We start from the raw sequence: 14,841 nt of genomic DNA, 5'->3' as shown, positions 1-14,841 counted from the left end.
TCACGCATCCTCCCGCAGGACGTACCCGATCCCGCGGACGGTATGGATCACCCGGGGCACGTCGGGTCGCTCGAGCTTGCGCCGTAGATACGAGATGAAGACGTCAGCCACATTGGTATCCACATCGAAGTCGTATCCCCAGACCAACTCGAGGAGCCGCTGCCGGGACAACACCACACCCGTGTTCTCCGCCAACACGGCCAGCAGGTCGAATTCCCGCTTGGTCAGGTCGACGCGGTCCCCGCCGACGAACACCAACCGGCGGGCGGTGTCGATGGTCAGCGCCCCGACGGTCATGGTGTCCGACGGACGGTCGGTGTGGCTGGCCCGACGCAACAATGCGTTGAGGCGTGCCACGAGCTCGCCGAGGTCGAACGGTTTCGTCAGGTAGTCGTCCGCGCCGGCTTCCAGGCCCGCGATGCGATCGTTGACCGTGTCACGCGCCGACAACACGCAGATCGGGATCTCGTTGCCCAATGCCCGCAGCGCGGTGACCACGGCGACGCCGTCGAGTTCGGGCATCTGAACGTCGAGCACGAGCGCGTCATGCGACTCGTTCGACAACAGGCGCAGTGCCTCCTTGCCGGACGCCGCGACCCGGACATCGAACCCCGAATGCCGCAATCCGCGGGCAACCGAGGTACGCACATCCGGGTCGTCGTCGACCATCAGCACCGTGCGGTTCACGCTCTCGGGTGTCACGTGTCCTTCGCCGCTGGCGGGGGTTGCATCCACCCGCACTCGGTTACGGGATGGAGGGAGCCGGAGCTTCGCCGCAGCGGTTCTTCAGGTCTACCAGCGGCTGGCGGATACCGGTCAGTTCGGCCTTCGTCTGGGGGTTCGCGTCCATGTAGTCCTGCACCTTGGTCTTCACCTCTTCACGCGGCAGGCCTTCCAGGCCGGTGAAGAAGTTGTTCACGTCGGGATGGGTGAACAGATAAGCCGAGGTCGATGCCGACACACCCGACGCCACGCCGGCCAGGTCGGCTGCGCTGCAGTTGGGTGGGTTGTTCGCCGGGTCGTCGGCCAGCGCCGACGGGATGGCGCCGAACAGCATCGCACCAGCTACAGCGCCGGTGCCGGCCACGCCAGCTACCACGCGCCGCGCATTTCGGGCCGAGAGCAACATGGTCAAGCTCCTTCATCGGATGGGGAAGGCCGTAACCCCAAACGGTTATCGGCTCAAGAAAGCTAAGCAGAATCCGTGACGACTTTCCTGCCTTGTGCGCAAACCGCCACTTCGGGCCGCAAACCCGCAGTTCAGCGGCGCCACCGCGACGACGCGAGGACGGTGGACCTAGCGCGTCGAGGCCCTGGCCGGTCCCGGAAGCGGACCGGAGCCCGGGGCCACGGCCGAGGCCGGTGAGGATTGCGCCGGCACCGCGACGCTGGGCACTCCGACGTTCTGCGCCGAGGGCAGGGAGCCCGGCAAACTGCCGGCACCAGTCCCGGCCGGTGATTGGGTGGCCTGCACCAGCCCCATCAGCTGCGGCAGGGTGACCGGCAGCTTGCAGCGCGTGCCCAGCGCGGTCAGGGGCTGCTGCAACTGCTGGATGTCCTTGGCAGCCTGCGGGTTGGCATCGAAGTAGGTCTTGAGAGCCGCGATCGACTGGGCTCCACCCTGCTGCTGACTGATCGTGGTCAGGGCCTGGTTGGTCTGTGGATGCGTGTCCAGGTAGTTGCCGATGTTGGTGGCCACACCGCCCGCGGTGCGGGCGACCTCACTGGCCGCACAGGGATCGGTCGCAGCTGTGGCGGACGGAACCATGAGCGCGGCCACCGTCGCACCGCCCGCCGCAGTCGCCGCGAAAGCCACGGCCAGCGAGCGGCGCAATCCACCGTTGGTCGGTTGCATGGAGAACTCCTTCAGCGTGGGCCCCGGCGCACGCGTCAGCCGGGGTCGTCCTTGGCTATGTCGCCGGCCGGCGCTGTTCCGTTAGCGACACTGACGTAACGCTACGGAGGTCAGCTGTGGATATTGCTGTGAGAAGTCTCAGGGCGATCTCAGAACCCGAAGAGAGCGGGTCACCCTACACCGGTAGAGGTACGCTCTCGCTGACACAAGCCAGGACACGCCCAGCCATGTTGGGGGAGAAAGCGGGGACCTCGCATCCAGCAGTTCATGATGCGCTTGAGCAGCTATCTGCGCAGATTCCGCTGGGCGGTTTTCGCGACATGGTTACTGCTTCTGGTGCCCTCGATCTACCTCGCGATCAACCAGTCGTCCAATCTGACCGGCGGCGGTTTCGACGTCGAAGGTTCACAGTCGCTCCACGTCCAGCGGCAGCTCGAGGAACATTTCCCGGATCAGGGCGCGTCCCCGCTTGCCCTGATCGCCTCTCCGCGCGCGGATGCCTCGTTCGAGGACATGAACGCCGCGGTGGCCACGCTGGAGAAGATCGCCGGCCAGGTGCCCAGCGTCAAGATCGTGCCGAATCCGCAACAGCCGGCCCCGCAGCCCGACCGGCCGTACGTCCTCACGTTGCAGCTGGACTTCAACAACACCGGCGCGGTAGACGTGGCCAAGCAGCTCCGCCAGAAGGTCGGGGTGCACGGCGAAGATCCGGGTGAGAGCGAGAACGGCAAGGTCAAGTTCTACGTCATCGGGCAGGGCGCCCTCGGTGCCGCCGCCACCCAGGCCACCAAGCACGACATCGCCGCGGCCGAGAAGTGGAACCTGCCGATCGTGTTGATCGTGCTGCTGGCGGTGTTCGGCTCACTGGCCGCCGCGGCGTTGCCGCTGGTGCTCGGCATCTGCACGGTCGTGGTGACCATGGGCCTGGTCTATCTGCTGTCGATGTACACGCAGATGAGCGTGTTCGTCACGTCGACGGTGTCGATGTTCGGCATCGCCTTGGCCATCGACTACTCCTTGTTCATCCTGATGCGGTACCGCGAAGAGCTACGCGCCGGGCGTGATCCGGCCGATGCGGTCGACGCCGCGATGGCCACCTCCGGTCTGGCGGTGACACTTTCGGGACTCACGGTGATCGCCTCGGTCACCGGCATCTACATCATCAACACCCCCGTCCTGGTATCGATGGCCACCGGCGCCATCCTGGCCGTGGCGGTCGCGGTGCTGACCTCCACCACGCTGACCCCGGCGGTGCTGGCGACCTTCGGCAATGCCGCCGCCAAGCGGTCCTCCTACCTGCACTGGTCGCGGCGCGCCGAGGCCACCCAGTCGCGTTTCTGGACCCGATGGACCGGCGCGGTCATGCGTCGTCCGTGGGCTTCGGCCGTCGGAGCGACGATCCTGTTGCTCATCCTGGCGGCACCGGCGTTCGGCATGGTGCTGGGCAACAGCATGCAGCGCCAGTTCGAGCCCACTCACGAGATCCGCGGCGGGGTCAACGCCGCCGCCGATGCGTTGGGTCCCGGCGCGCTGGGCCCGGTTCGGGTGCTGGTGACCTTTCCGGGGGGAGACGGCGCCGGTGCTTCAGGTCCTAGGGGCACCGCCACGATCGACGCGGTCCGCCAGGAGATGACCAGGACACCGCACGTGGTGAACGTGCAGCCGCCCGTGTTCGCCGACAACAACACCAGCGCGCTGCTGTCCGCCGTGCTGTCGGTCGACCCGGAAGACCTGGCCGCCCGCGAGGCCGTCGACTGGATGCGCGACAACCTGCCCGCAGCGGCCGGGTCGAACGCACGAGTCGACGTCGGCGGCCCGACCGCCCTGATCAAGGACTTCGACGACCGGGTGTCCAGCACCCAGCCACTGGTGTTCCTGTTCGTCGCGCTGATCGCCTTCGTGATGCTGCTGGTGTCGATCCGGTCGGTATTCCTGGCGCTCAAGGGTGTGCTGATGACCGTGCTGTCGGTGGCCGCGGCCTACGGCAGCCTGGTGGTCGTCTTCCAGTGGGGCTGGTTCGAGGAGTTGGGCTTCGAGAAGATCAGCTCGCTCGACAGCACGGTTCCGCCGTTGGTCCTGGCAATGACCTTCGGTCTGTCGATGGACTACGAGATCTTTCTGCTCACCCGGATTCGGGAGCGGTTCCTGCAGACCAACAACACCCGTGACGCGGTTGCCTACGGAGTCAGCACCAGCGCGCGCACCATCACCAGCGCTGCGTTGATCATGATCGCGGTCTTCATCGGGTTCGCTTTTGCCGGCATGCCGCTGGTGGCCCAGCTCGGGGTGGCCTGTGCGGTGGCCATCGCCGTCGACGCGACCGTGGTCCGGCTGATCCTCGTGCCCGCACTGATGGCCATGTTCGACGAATGGAACTGGTGGCTGCCGCACTGGCTGGACCGGCTGCTGCCGGAGGTGGACTTCGAGAAGCCGTTGCCGAAGGTCGAGGTCACCGATCTCGTGATCATCCCCGACGACATCTCCGCGCTCGGTCCGAGCGGGTCGGACCTGCGCATGATGGTCCGTACCGCCGCCCGGATGAAACATCTTGCCCCACAGACGATCATCGTCACCGATCCACTGGCGTTCAGCGGCTGCAGCAAATCATCGGCGCGGCTCGCGGCGCGGCGGCCGGGCGGCCCGAAACGCTGCCCCGGGGTGCACCCGGTGACGATGTGGCGAGGCAGGCTTTCGGTAGCCGTGGACGCGCTGGAGGCCGAGGCCGAGGCGCAGCGCGCTCCGATGGAACGCCTCGGCCCGGTCGAGACCACCAACGTGCAACTGCCGACCGGTGATCGGCTGCAGATCCCGACAGGCGCCGAAACCCTGCGGCTCAAAAGTTATCTGGTCATGTGCCGCAACAGCACCAAAGACTTTGAAGAGTTTGCTGATCTTGCCGAGTCGATGGAAACCGAGACTGCAGCGCTGGTGTTGTCGGGCATGGACCGGTATTACTGTGGGCAGAACCCGAAGAGCAGATGGGTGGCCACGCAGCTGGTGCGGCGGCTGGCCGACCCGCAACCATCCGATGAACACGAGTTCGCGATGTCGGACCCGGATGCGGCTGCCGAATGGGAGAAGGTCAGGCAGCGCTGCCTGTCAGTTGCGGTAGCGATGCTGGAGGAGGCGAAGTGACGTTGGCCCCCGACGTCCGGGAACCGAGGGATGCGCGGACTGCGCGTCGCGACGAAATTCAGCCGGCCCAAACGTCTCCTCGACGTCCCCAGGCACCTGCTGCCCAACGCACCGCCGGGCAGCGCTCGTCGGCCCAGCGCACTGCCACCCAACGGACCAACGTTCAGCGGCCGGCGTCGACTCAACGTCCTGCGTCGGCTCAGCGCACCGCATCGACTCCGCGCACGGCGACACCGCGCGACACGGCGTCACGCACTTCCGGGCAACGCAGTTCGGCACAACGCTCCCAGAACGCGCCCGTACAGGTACAACGGACACAGGAGCAACGCACTCCTGGGCAGGACACCAAGGCACAGCGCACACAGGGGCAAGGCACGCAGACACCACGCACACCGGTACAGCGCTCGCAGCAGCCGGCACAGCCACGACAACCACGTCAGGGCCAGGCCGCGCCGCCGCAGCGTCAACCCGCCTTCGACGATCGGCCGGTCGAGTACTGGCCGACCGCGGCGATCCGTTCGGCCCTGGAGACCGACGACATGGCGGTATGGCAGCGCATCGTCGCCGCCATCAAGCGTGACCCCTACGGCCGGACCGCCCGACAGGTCGAAGAAGTACTGCAGACCGCCCGGCCGTACGGAGTGTCCAAAGCGCTGTCGGAGGTCCTGGTGCGCACCCGTGAGCACCTGGAAGCCACCGAGCGCACCGAGGTGGCCCAGCAGATCCAGGCCATGCTGCGTCGCTCCGAACTGCAGGCGCCCGAGTTCGCCTCGCGAATCGGAGTGTCCAACGAGTCCTTCGCGGATTACCTGGAAGGCACCGTCAGTCCACCGGCCTCGCTGCTCCTGCGCATGCAACGGCTCTCGGACCGGTTCGCCAAGCTCTCCTCACAGCGTTCGGCCAAATAGTCCGCCTCGGTCAGGCGCCGCGTCAGCGGGAGTGCAACGGGGTCACATTGTCGACGAGCCAACGCCCGTCCGTCTTGCTCAAGGCGACCCGCAGCGCCAGCACCGCATTGTCGGTGGGTTTGCCCGGCGCACTCTGCGTTCCGCGCATGACCACCGCCACACTGGCCACCTGTGGACCCAACGCCTCCACCCCCGCCGAGATCGTGGAAGCGGTCGCCGACACGTTCTTTTTGGTCAATTCCTTTGCCACATTGGCGAATTCGTTCTTGAACTGCCCGGCCTGATCCGGCGACATCATCCCCGTCGCGCGGTCGATGGACGAGGTCGGGCTCTGGGGACTGAACGTGGCAGTGGCCTCGGAGACGCTGCTGGCGATGCGGACCACCTCGTCGCGATCGTTGTTGAAAGTGCGGTCGGGCACCGTCCAGCGCAGGTAACCCACCGTCACCGCGGCCACCACCGCCGCGGCGGCCACGCCCGCGACCGCCAGCCGCAGTCCGGGGGCGTCGTCGTCGGTGCCCAATGTCACGCCGTCGCGACGGGCCAGCACGATGTTGACGACGACGCCCTGCACGATCAGCAGGCAGAGCACCGAACACAGCGAGACCCACCACAGCGGCCAGGCCAGCGCGAGGCCGATGTACATCAGCGCCGCGATCGCAGCCAGCGGAGCGCCGATGTCGAACGCCAGGACGCGCAACCGGTTCCTCATCGGATCGGCTCCAACCGCGAGACCATCAGAGTGCCGTCGACGTCGGAGACGTCCAGCCGCAGGTTCCAGCGCACCGTCTGAGGTTTGTCGGTGCCGGCGTTCTCGCTGACCGAGGTGGCCACCACGAGCACGGTGTCGGTTCGCGACACCATCCCGGTCAGTTCCGCCTTGCGCGCAGGCGCCGGGCGACCATCAGGGCCTGGCGGCGCGTGGTACAGCGATTCGATGGCCACCGAGTCGATCTGGCCGGTGGTGCGGGCCTGCAGCCGCTGCACCAGATCGCGGTAGGGCTGCACGGCCGCGTCGAAGTCGGCATTGAGCTGACCGACGGTGCCCTCGCGCAGCTTCTGCATACCGGCCTCGACAGAGTCCTTGTTGATGTTGACCAGGACACTGGTCCAGTCGGCTGCAGTCCGCAGCACCCGGGTCTGGTACGCGCGCTCATCGGACTCGCTGCGGTGGCCGGACCACACCATCACGGCCAGGACCACCGCGGCGACCGCGATCAGTCCCGCCACCGCCGATGCGAAGCCGAAGCCGGTGATCGCACCGCCGGAGTGATCGGCTGCGCTTTCCTTGCTGTCCTTGCTGGAGGGCGCCTCGGGCATGGCCGTGAGGGTACCGGCAGCCGAACTGCCCCAGCGCACCCGCAGCCTTCTGGAAGAATGTCGGGGTGACGGTAGAAGCGATCAAGTCAGGTATCGACCTGAGCCATGTCGACCCGCAGGCCCGCCCCCAAGACGACCTTTTCGGCCACGTCAACGGCCGTTGGTTGACCGAATACGAGATTCCCGCCGACCGCGCCACCGACGGCGCCTTCCGGCTGCTGCACGACCGCGCCGAGGAGCAGATCCGCGATCTGATCACCGAGGCTGCTGCGGCGACATCGGACGGAGAGGCCGCTTCCTCCAGTTCGGGCAGCGACGAGCAGCGCATCGGTGATCTGTACGCCAGCTTCATGGACGAGCAGGCCATCGCCACGCGCGGCCTGGCGCCGCTACTGGCAGAGCTCGCCATGATCGACGGCGCGGCGGACAGCGACGCGCTGGCCGCCGTCCTGGGCGGGCTGGAACGCACCGGGGTGTCCGGCGGCGCCGGCGTGTACGTGGACACCGATTCCAAGGATTCGACGCGGTATCTGCTGCACATGAGCCAGTCCGGCCTCGGGCTGCCCGACGAGTCGTATTACCGCGACGAGCAGCACGCCGAGATCCTGGCGGCCTACCCGGGCCACATCGCCCGAATGTTCACCCTGGTGTACGGGGCGGACACGGCGGCCACTCAGACCGACACCGCGGCCCGGATCGTCGCGCTGGAGTCCAAACTGGCCGCCGCTCACTGGGACGTGGTCAAGCGCCGCGACGCGGACCTGACCTACAACCTGCGCAAGTTCACCGACCTGTCCGCCGATGCCCCCGGATTCGACTGGACCGCCTGGTTGGGCGCGCTCGGCACCACCCCTGAGAACGCCTCCGAGCTGGTCCTGCGTCAGCCCGATTATGTGACGGCCTTCGCCGCGCTGTGGGCGAGCGAGGACCTGGAGGACTGGAAGGCCTGGACGCGCTGGCGCGTCATCCACTCGCGCGCCGGGCTGTTGACCGACGAACTGGTGGCCGAGAACTTCGACTTCTACGGACGCACCCTGAGCGGCACCGAGCAGAACCGCGATCGCTGGAAGCGCGGTGTCTCGCTGGTGGAGGGCCTGATGGGCGATGCCCTGGGCAAGCTCTACGTTGAGCTGTACTTTCCGCCCGAGGCCAAGGCCCGGATGGACGAGTTGGTGGCCAACCTGCGCGAGGCGTATCGGGTCAGCATCAACGACCTGGACTGGATGACGCCGGAGACCCGCGCCAAGGCGCTGGTGAAGCTGGACAAGTTCACCCCCAAGATCGGATACCCGGCCCGCTGGCGTGACTACTCGGCCCTGGTGGTCGAGCGCGATGACCTCTACGGCAATTACCGGCGTGGCCACGTGGTGAACTCCGACCGCGAGCTGGCCAAGTTGGGCAGCCCGGTGGACCGCGACGAATGGTTCATGACACCGCAGACGGTCAACGCCTACTACAACCCGGGGATGAACGAAATCGTCTTTCCCGCAGCGATTCTGCAGCCGCCGTTCTTCGATGCCGAGGCCGACGACGCCGCCAACTACGGCGGTATCGGGGCGGTGATCGGTCACGAGATCGGTCATGGTTTCGACGACCAGGGCGCAAAGTACGACGGTGACGGCAACCTGGTGGACTGGTGGACCGATGCCGACCGCGCCGAATTCGGCTCTCGCACAAAGGCTTTGATCGATCAGTACGAACAGTTCACCCCGCGTGGGCTGGACGGCTCGCACCACGTGAACGGCGCGTTCACGGTCGGGGAGAACATCGGCGACCTCGGCGGGCTGTCCATCGCGCTGCTGGCCTATCAGCTGTCGCTCAAGGGCAAGGAGGCCCCGGTGATCGACGGGCTCACCGGCGTACAGCGCGTCTACTTCGGCTGGGCCCAGGTGTGGCGGACCAAATCTCGTGACGCCGAGGCGATCCGGCGATTGGCGGTGGATCCCCACTCACCGCCGGAGTTCCGCTGCAACGGCGTCATCCGCAATATCGACTCGTTCTACGAGGAGTTCGAGGTGGCCGATTCCGACGAGCTCTACCTGGAGCCGGCTCAGCGCGTGCGCATCTGGAACTAAGGCCGGTAGACCTGTTCGCCTGAAGCGTTGGGAGCGACTTTGGTTGACGATGTTCGTCACGACGAGGGTGCGGACGTCGACTGGTTCTGGGGCGTCATAGCCGAGGCCTCGCGGAGCCGCGATCATCTTCGTGAAATTCTCGGACGACTACCGAAGCGCTCCGTCTACAAGTTCCAAGATCTGTTCTTGGACTTCGCCGCCGAGCTCCAAGACGAGCCCTATCGGTCCAATCTCGGGCCCGACGAGTCTGAGGATGGCCTGGAAGACGCAGCACACTGGGTAGTCAGCCAAGGGCGGGTGAGATATGAAGCGGTCCTCGCAGAGCCGAGCCGGATGCCGTCGCACGTCGACGTCGGTGATCCAGCCAACCTTGGTGGGCTGGCTTACGAGGTCTACTTTCACCGGTTCGGTGAGCCGCTGGACTTGATCTAGCCCCGATACCAAAAACCCCGCAGCGAGGCTGCGGGGTTTTTGGTATCTGCGTTCTGCTAGAACATCTGCCAGTCGGATGCACCATCAGGCGTGTTGTACCAACCGCCACCGGTGTTCTTGATCACCACCGGGTCGCCGCTGCCGAAGTTGTCGTAGAACCACTTGGCGTTTTCCGGGCTGAGGTTGATGCAGCCGTGACTGCTGTTGCTCCTGCCCTGCTGGGCGACCGACCACGGCGCGCTGTGCACGAAGACGCCGCTGTTGTCGATGCGGACCGCATCCTTGACCTTGAGCTTGTAGCCCTCCTTGGAGTCCACCGGCACCCCGTAGGTGGATGAATCCATCACGATGTCGGGGAACTTCTCCAGCACGTAATAGGTGCCGTTCTTGGTCTCATGCTTGCCGTCGGGCTTGCCCATCGACACCGGGAAGGTCTTCTCCAGCTTCCCGTTGCGCAAGATCTCCATCTGGTGGGCCTTGTCGTCCACCGTGGCCACCAGGTAGTCGCCCACCCGGAAGCTCGACTTGGTGCCCGCCGCGTCGATGTTCACCACCGTGTTGGACGGCCAGAAGTCCTGCGGACGCCAACGTAGCTGCGTGTCGGTGACCCAGTAGAACCGGCCCGCCACGGGCGGGTTCGATGTGATCCGGATGGCGTCCTGAGCCAACTGCCGGTTGGCGATCGGCCGCTGGAAGTTGATATAGATGGGCTTGGCGACACCCACCATCGATCCATTGACCGGGTTGAACGACGGCGGCAGGAACGGCGCCTCACCGGTGAACGGCGTGGAGCTCTGCCCAGGGGCGTTGCCCTCCGTGAACGGGACGGTCGGAGAGCCGTAGTTGATGATCGGCGCGGGCGTCGTAGGAGCACCCGGAACGGTGGCGGCCGGCGCCGCCGCGTCGACGGGCGGAGCGAACGGATCCGGCGCCGGGGCCGGAACAGCAGGGTCGACGGGTGCCGGCGGCACCTCGGGGTCTGCATAGGCGGATGGGCTGAGCACCAGTCCACCGGCGAGCCCCGCAGCCATGAAAGCAGTGATCAGTCGACGTTTTGCCGATTTCGGCATGAGTAACCTCCAGACAGCACAACTTGCTCCAGTGTCTCACAGCGCGGCAACCAGCTACTGCCGCGAGAAGCCGTTATTCCCCGACAGCGACCGGTCCCACGGCGCTGAACTGCGGTGTTTATCGACTGTGACTCTCGTTGCGTTACTTCTCGCAGGCTGCGTAGGAAACTGTGAATACGCCGCGAGACAACGCGACGCCAACCATCGCGACGATGATCAGGGCAGCGGCGGCGCCAACGGTCGGGGCCGCGCCGCCGTGGTCGTAGAGGCCGCCACCGATCAGCGCGCCGCCCATGATGCCGACCTGGAAGGCCGCGACGTACCGGCCGGAGGCGCCGTCGGGGTCGTCCGGGGAGGTGCGCATTGCCGAGGCCTGAAGCATCGGTGGCAACGCCGTGGACGCGGCGCCCCAGACCACCACCGAACCCGCACCGAGCGCCACCACAGCCGGCCCGGACCACGCTTCAAGCGCCAGGACCGACAAGGACAGCAGCGCAGCGGCCAGTGCGGCCAGACAGCACACCACCGAGGCCTTGGGCCACAGGTCGAGGGGTCTGGCCATGGCCGCCATCCCAGCCAGCCCGGCGATGCCGAATCCGGCCAGCAGCCAGGCCAGGTGCGGGCCGTGTATCCCGACGACGTCCCGGATGATCACCACGATGAAGGTGAAGGCGATGAAATGCCCGGTGACACCTATCAGCGTGAGCATCGACAGCGTGAGCAGACGACGGTTGCGCCGGCGGTTGCGCGGGGCCCCGGGTGCCGATGCGGCGGCGGACGCCGGAGCGAGCGAGGGAAGCATCGTCCACGCGGCCACGGCCACCGCAGCCGCGGTCACGGCGATCACCGCCACCGCGGGCCGCCAGCCCCACACCTCGCTGAGCGCCGCCGAGAGCGGATTGCCCACGACCAGGGCCAGGCCCGTGCCCACGTAGACCGCGGCGGTGGCCCTACCGGCGTGACTGGCCGGGACCAATCGCGCACCGATCGGTGCGATCACCGACCACATCAACCCGTGGGCCAGCGCGCACAGCACCCGGCCGCCGGCCAGCACCGCGAAGTTGGGGGCGAGCGCCGAGATCACCTGGGACACCGTCAGGCAGACCAGGGTCGCGACCAAGGTTCGGCGTCGCGGCCAGCGGGCCGTCAGGCGCACCAGTGCGACCGTGGTCAGCGCGGCGACCAGCGCGTAGCTGGCCATCAGCGTGGCGACCAGTCCCTCACTGACCTGAAGATCGGTGGCGATCGCCGGCAGCGCGCCGACCGGGAGCATCTCGGCGGTGACGTAGATGAACGCCGCCCCCGCGAGGATGGCGAGTTGCGTGGCAACGCGCGGAGTCCACGGGCTGGTGGGGGCGGAAAGCGATTCGCCGGTGACGCTGAAGGTCATGCTGGAATGCCACGGTAGTGCCATAACGCTGCTGTGCGTGGTTGCCGACCCGAGAGAACGCGCAGTGGCGGGCACAATCGATTGTGTGATTGTCGCCTTCAGCATCAGCCCGAACGGTGGGGACGAGTCCGGCAGTGTCAGCGCTGCGGTGGCCGAGGCCGTGCGGGTGGTGCGGGCCTCGGGCCTGCCCAACGAGACCAACGCCATGTTCACCAACATCGAAGGTGAATGGGACGAGGTGATGGCCGTGGTGAAACAGGCAGTAGATGTTGTGGCTGCGGTGTCGCCTCGCACCAGCCTGGTGTTGAAGGCCGACATCCGGCCCGGCTACACCGGGCAGCTCACCGCGAAGGTCGAGCGGATCGAGCAGGCGCTGGGTGACTAACGCGACTGGTCAGGCGTCGCCTCGCCGAAATAGACACCATGGTCGTCACGAACGCGGCGGAACAACCCTGCCGTAGATCTCGGCGACGCTCACTGGTTCGGCAAGCTCAGGAGCGGACCAGGCGGGCGATGGCCGCCGATGCCTCGGCCAGCTTGGCCTCCGCCTCGTCACCGCCTTCTGAGACCGCCTGCGTCACACAATGTCCGAGGTGTTCGTCGAGCAGACCGAGCGCCACGGACTGCAGCGCACTGTTGACGGCGCTGATCTGGGTGAGCACGTCGATGCAGTACTTGTCCTCGTCGATCATCTTGGCGATACCCCGGACCTGACCTTCGATCCGGCGCAGCCGTTTGGCGTAGTTCTCCTTCTGCGCCGAGTAGCCATGTGCACCCGAGTTGTCTGCCGCGTCCATGACCTCATCCTACCGGTACCCCACTGGGGTATGCATATCCATTTGTCCGGGAGAAACGACCGGCTGACCTGCACCGCTTGGGCATCACAAAGAATTTGGGCGGCTAACTAGCCGAGGGGCATACTTGCCTTCATGCCTTCCGACCACCCCGATATCAAGCCCCGCAGCCGCGACGTCACCGACGGCCTGGAGAAGACCGCAGCCCGCGGAATGCTCCGCGCGGTAGGGATGGGGGACGACGACTGGGTCAAGCCGCAGATCGGTGTCGGGTCGTCGTGGAATGAGATCACCCCGTGCAACATGTCGCTGCAGCGCCTCGCGCAGTCGGTCAAGGCCGGCGTGCACGAGGCCGGCGGGTTCCCGCTGGAGTTCGGCACCATCTCGGTGTCCGACGGCATCTCCATGGGCCACGAAGGTATGCACTTCTCGCTGGTCTCCCGCGAGGTGATCGCCGACAGCGTCGAGACCGTGATGCAGGCCGAGCGCCTCGACGGATCGGTACTGCTGGCCGGCTGCGACAAGTCGATCCCCGGCATGCTGATGGCGGCGGCTCGACTGGACTTGGCCAGCGTCTTCCTCTACAACGGCTCGATCATGCCGGGGGTCGCCAAGCTCACCGACGGCACCGAGAAGGAAGTCACGATCATCGACGCCTTCGAGGCCGTGGGCGCGTGTGCGCGCGGGTTGATGTCGCGGGAGGACGTCGACATCATCGAACGGGCGATCTGTCCGGGTGAGGGTGCGTGCGGCGGTATGTACACGGCCAACACCATGGCCAGCGCCGCCGAGGCGCTCGGACTGTCACTGCCCGGCAGTGCATCACCCGTGGCCATCGACAAGCGACGCGAGGAGTACGCGCGAAAGTCCGGCATTGCGGTCGTCGAACTGCTGCGCCGAGGCATCACCGCTCGCGACATCCTCACCAAGGAAGCCTTCGAAAACGCCATCGCCGTCGTGATGGCCTTCGGCGGGTCCACCAACGCCGTGCTGCACCTGCTGGCGATCGCGCGTGAGGCCGAGGTCGAGCTCACCCTGGCCGATTTCACCCGCGTCGGCAACAAGGTGCCGCACCTGGCCGACGTGAAACCGTTCGGCCGCCACGTGATGAAGGACGTCGACGAGATCGGCGGCGTCCCGGTGGTCATGAGGGCCCTGCTGGATGCCGGTCTGCTGCACGGCGATTGCCTGACCGTCACCGGCGAGACGATGGCCGAAAACCTGGCCCACATCGCGCCGCCCGACCCGGACGGCAAGGTGTTGCGGGCGATGAACAACCCGATCCACCCCACCGGCGGCATCACGATCCTGCACGGGTCACTGGCTCCCGAGGGTGCCGTGGTGAAGTCCGCAGGATTCGACTCCGACGTGTTCGAGGGCACCGCAAGGGTTTTCGAGCGCGAGCGGGCGGCCCTGGACGCGCTGGAAGACGGCACCATCACGCACGGCGACGTCGTGGTGATCCGCTACGAGGGCCCCAAGGGCGGCCCGGGTATGCGCGAGATGCTGGCCATCACCGGCGCCATCAAGGGTGCCGGGCTGGGCAAGGACGTGCTGCTGATGACCGATGGCCGGTTCTCCGGCGGGACGACGGGCCTGTGCGTGGGCCACATCGCTCCCGAAGCCGTCGATGGCGGGCCGATCGCCTTCGTCAAAGACGGCGACCGGATCCGCCTCGACGTGGCGAACGGAACGCTGGACCTCCTGGTCGACGAGGCCGAATTCGCCGGGCGCAAGGATGGCTGGCAGCCGCTTCCCCCGACCTACACCACCGGCGTTCTGGCCAAATACACCAAGCTGGTGCAGTCCGCCGCCGTCGGCGCTGTCTGCATGTAACCGTCTTCACCGGTAGAGTGACGTCG

General features: G+C 66.7%; 13 protein-coding genes and 1 pseudogene. 6 read left to right on the top strand and 8 right to left on the bottom strand.

The window, feature by feature from the left end; translation table 11 throughout:
• From ACZYZF_RS05085 to ACZYZF_RS05075, 3 genes are all read right to left on the bottom strand, one after another.
• Positions 1 to 669 carry a response regulator transcription factor gene (locus ACZYZF_RS05085; RefSeq protein WP_167769574.1) on the bottom strand — a complete coding sequence of 223 codons (669 nt, stop codon included), beginning with the start codon at positions 667 to 669 and terminating at the stop codon, positions 1 to 3.
• A 76-nt stretch (positions 670 to 745) separates the two neighbouring features.
• Complete coding sequence (locus ACZYZF_RS05080; RefSeq protein ID WP_463743235.1) at positions 746 to 1,129, bottom strand: heme-binding protein; 384 nt, start codon at positions 1,127 to 1,129, stop codon at positions 746 to 748.
• Between the two features lie 168 nt (positions 1,130 to 1,297).
• Positions 1,298 to 1,855: a hemophore gene (locus ACZYZF_RS05075; RefSeq protein ID WP_463743236.1), complete on the bottom strand. Its 558-nt coding sequence runs from the start codon at positions 1,853 to 1,855 to the stop codon at positions 1,298 to 1,300.
• Between the two features lie 267 nt (positions 1,856 to 2,122).
• Between ACZYZF_RS05075 and ACZYZF_RS05070 the strand changes: the two genes are divergently transcribed.
• Positions 2,123 to 4,990: an MMPL family transporter gene (locus ACZYZF_RS05070; RefSeq protein ID WP_463743237.1), complete on the top strand. Its 2,868-nt coding sequence runs from the start codon at positions 2,123 to 2,125 to the stop codon at positions 4,988 to 4,990.
• 461 nt (positions 4,991 to 5,451) lie between these two features.
• Positions 5,452 to 5,898 (top strand): annotated as a pseudogene (locus ACZYZF_RS05065) (hypothetical protein); the annotation flags it as partial.
• Between the two features lie 22 nt (positions 5,899 to 5,920).
• Here ACZYZF_RS05065 and ACZYZF_RS05060 read toward each other — a convergent pair.
• A complete protein-coding gene (locus tag ACZYZF_RS05060; protein WP_463834733.1) occupies positions 5,921 to 6,610 on the bottom strand; it encodes a hypothetical protein in 690 nt (229 codons plus the stop codon).
• A complete protein-coding gene (locus ACZYZF_RS05055) occupies positions 6,607 to 7,218 on the bottom strand; it encodes a hypothetical protein (RefSeq protein ID WP_463834731.1) in 612 nt (203 codons plus the stop codon). Before ACZYZF_RS05055 ends, ACZYZF_RS05060 begins: the two co-directional genes overlap by 4 nt.
• 65 nt (positions 7,219 to 7,283) lie before the next feature.
• On the opposite strand from ACZYZF_RS05055, the gene ACZYZF_RS05050 reads away from it, so the two are divergent.
• Together ACZYZF_RS05050 and ACZYZF_RS05045 are read left to right on the top strand one after the other, a co-directional pair.
• Complete coding sequence (locus ACZYZF_RS05050; RefSeq protein WP_463834729.1) at positions 7,284 to 9,293, top strand: M13 family metallopeptidase; 2,010 nt, start codon at positions 7,284 to 7,286, stop codon at positions 9,291 to 9,293.
• Between the two features lie 39 nt (positions 9,294 to 9,332).
• Positions 9,333 to 9,725 (top strand): DUF4240 domain-containing protein, encoded by a 393-nt coding sequence (locus ACZYZF_RS05045; RefSeq protein ID WP_463834727.1) that lies wholly within the window; start codon positions 9,333 to 9,335, stop codon positions 9,723 to 9,725.
• A 56-nt stretch (positions 9,726 to 9,781) separates the two neighbouring features.
• Here the strand turns inward: ACZYZF_RS05045 and ACZYZF_RS05040 are convergent, their stop codons facing one another.
• A complete protein-coding gene (locus ACZYZF_RS05040) occupies positions 9,782 to 10,795 on the bottom strand; it encodes a L,D-transpeptidase (RefSeq protein ID WP_463743242.1) in 1,014 nt (337 codons plus the stop codon).
• A gap of 142 nt (positions 10,796 to 10,937) precedes the next feature.
• Entirely contained in the window at positions 10,938 to 12,185 is a 1,248-nt protein-coding gene (locus ACZYZF_RS05035) for an MFS transporter (RefSeq protein WP_463743243.1), read from the bottom strand.
• Positions 12,186 to 12,270: 85 nt separating this feature from the next.
• On the opposite strand from ACZYZF_RS05035, the gene ACZYZF_RS05030 reads away from it, so the two are divergent.
• Positions 12,271 to 12,570 carry a thiamine-binding protein gene (locus tag ACZYZF_RS05030; RefSeq protein ID WP_463834725.1) on the top strand — a complete coding sequence of 100 codons (300 nt, stop codon included), beginning with the start codon at positions 12,271 to 12,273 and terminating at the stop codon, positions 12,568 to 12,570.
• Positions 12,571 to 12,676: 106 nt separating this feature from the next.
• Here ACZYZF_RS05030 and ricR read toward each other — a convergent pair whose 3' ends face one another.
• Entirely contained in the window at positions 12,677 to 12,982 is a 306-nt protein-coding gene (gene ricR, locus ACZYZF_RS05025) for a copper-sensing transcriptional repressor RicR (protein ID WP_463743245.1), read from the bottom strand.
• A gap of 132 nt (positions 12,983 to 13,114) precedes the next feature.
• On the opposite strand from ricR, the gene ilvD reads away from it, so the two are divergent.
• Positions 13,115 to 14,815 (top strand): dihydroxy-acid dehydratase, encoded by a 1,701-nt coding sequence (gene ilvD, locus ACZYZF_RS05020; protein ID WP_463834724.1) that lies wholly within the window; start codon positions 13,115 to 13,117, stop codon positions 14,813 to 14,815.
• Positions 14,816 to 14,841 lie beyond the last annotated feature (26 nt).

This window comes from Mycobacterium sp. IDUB_24 (genome assembly GCF_055419385.1).
The sequence above is the reverse complement of the archived record's forward strand: the minus strand, read 5'-3'. Positions and strand labels throughout refer to the sequence as shown.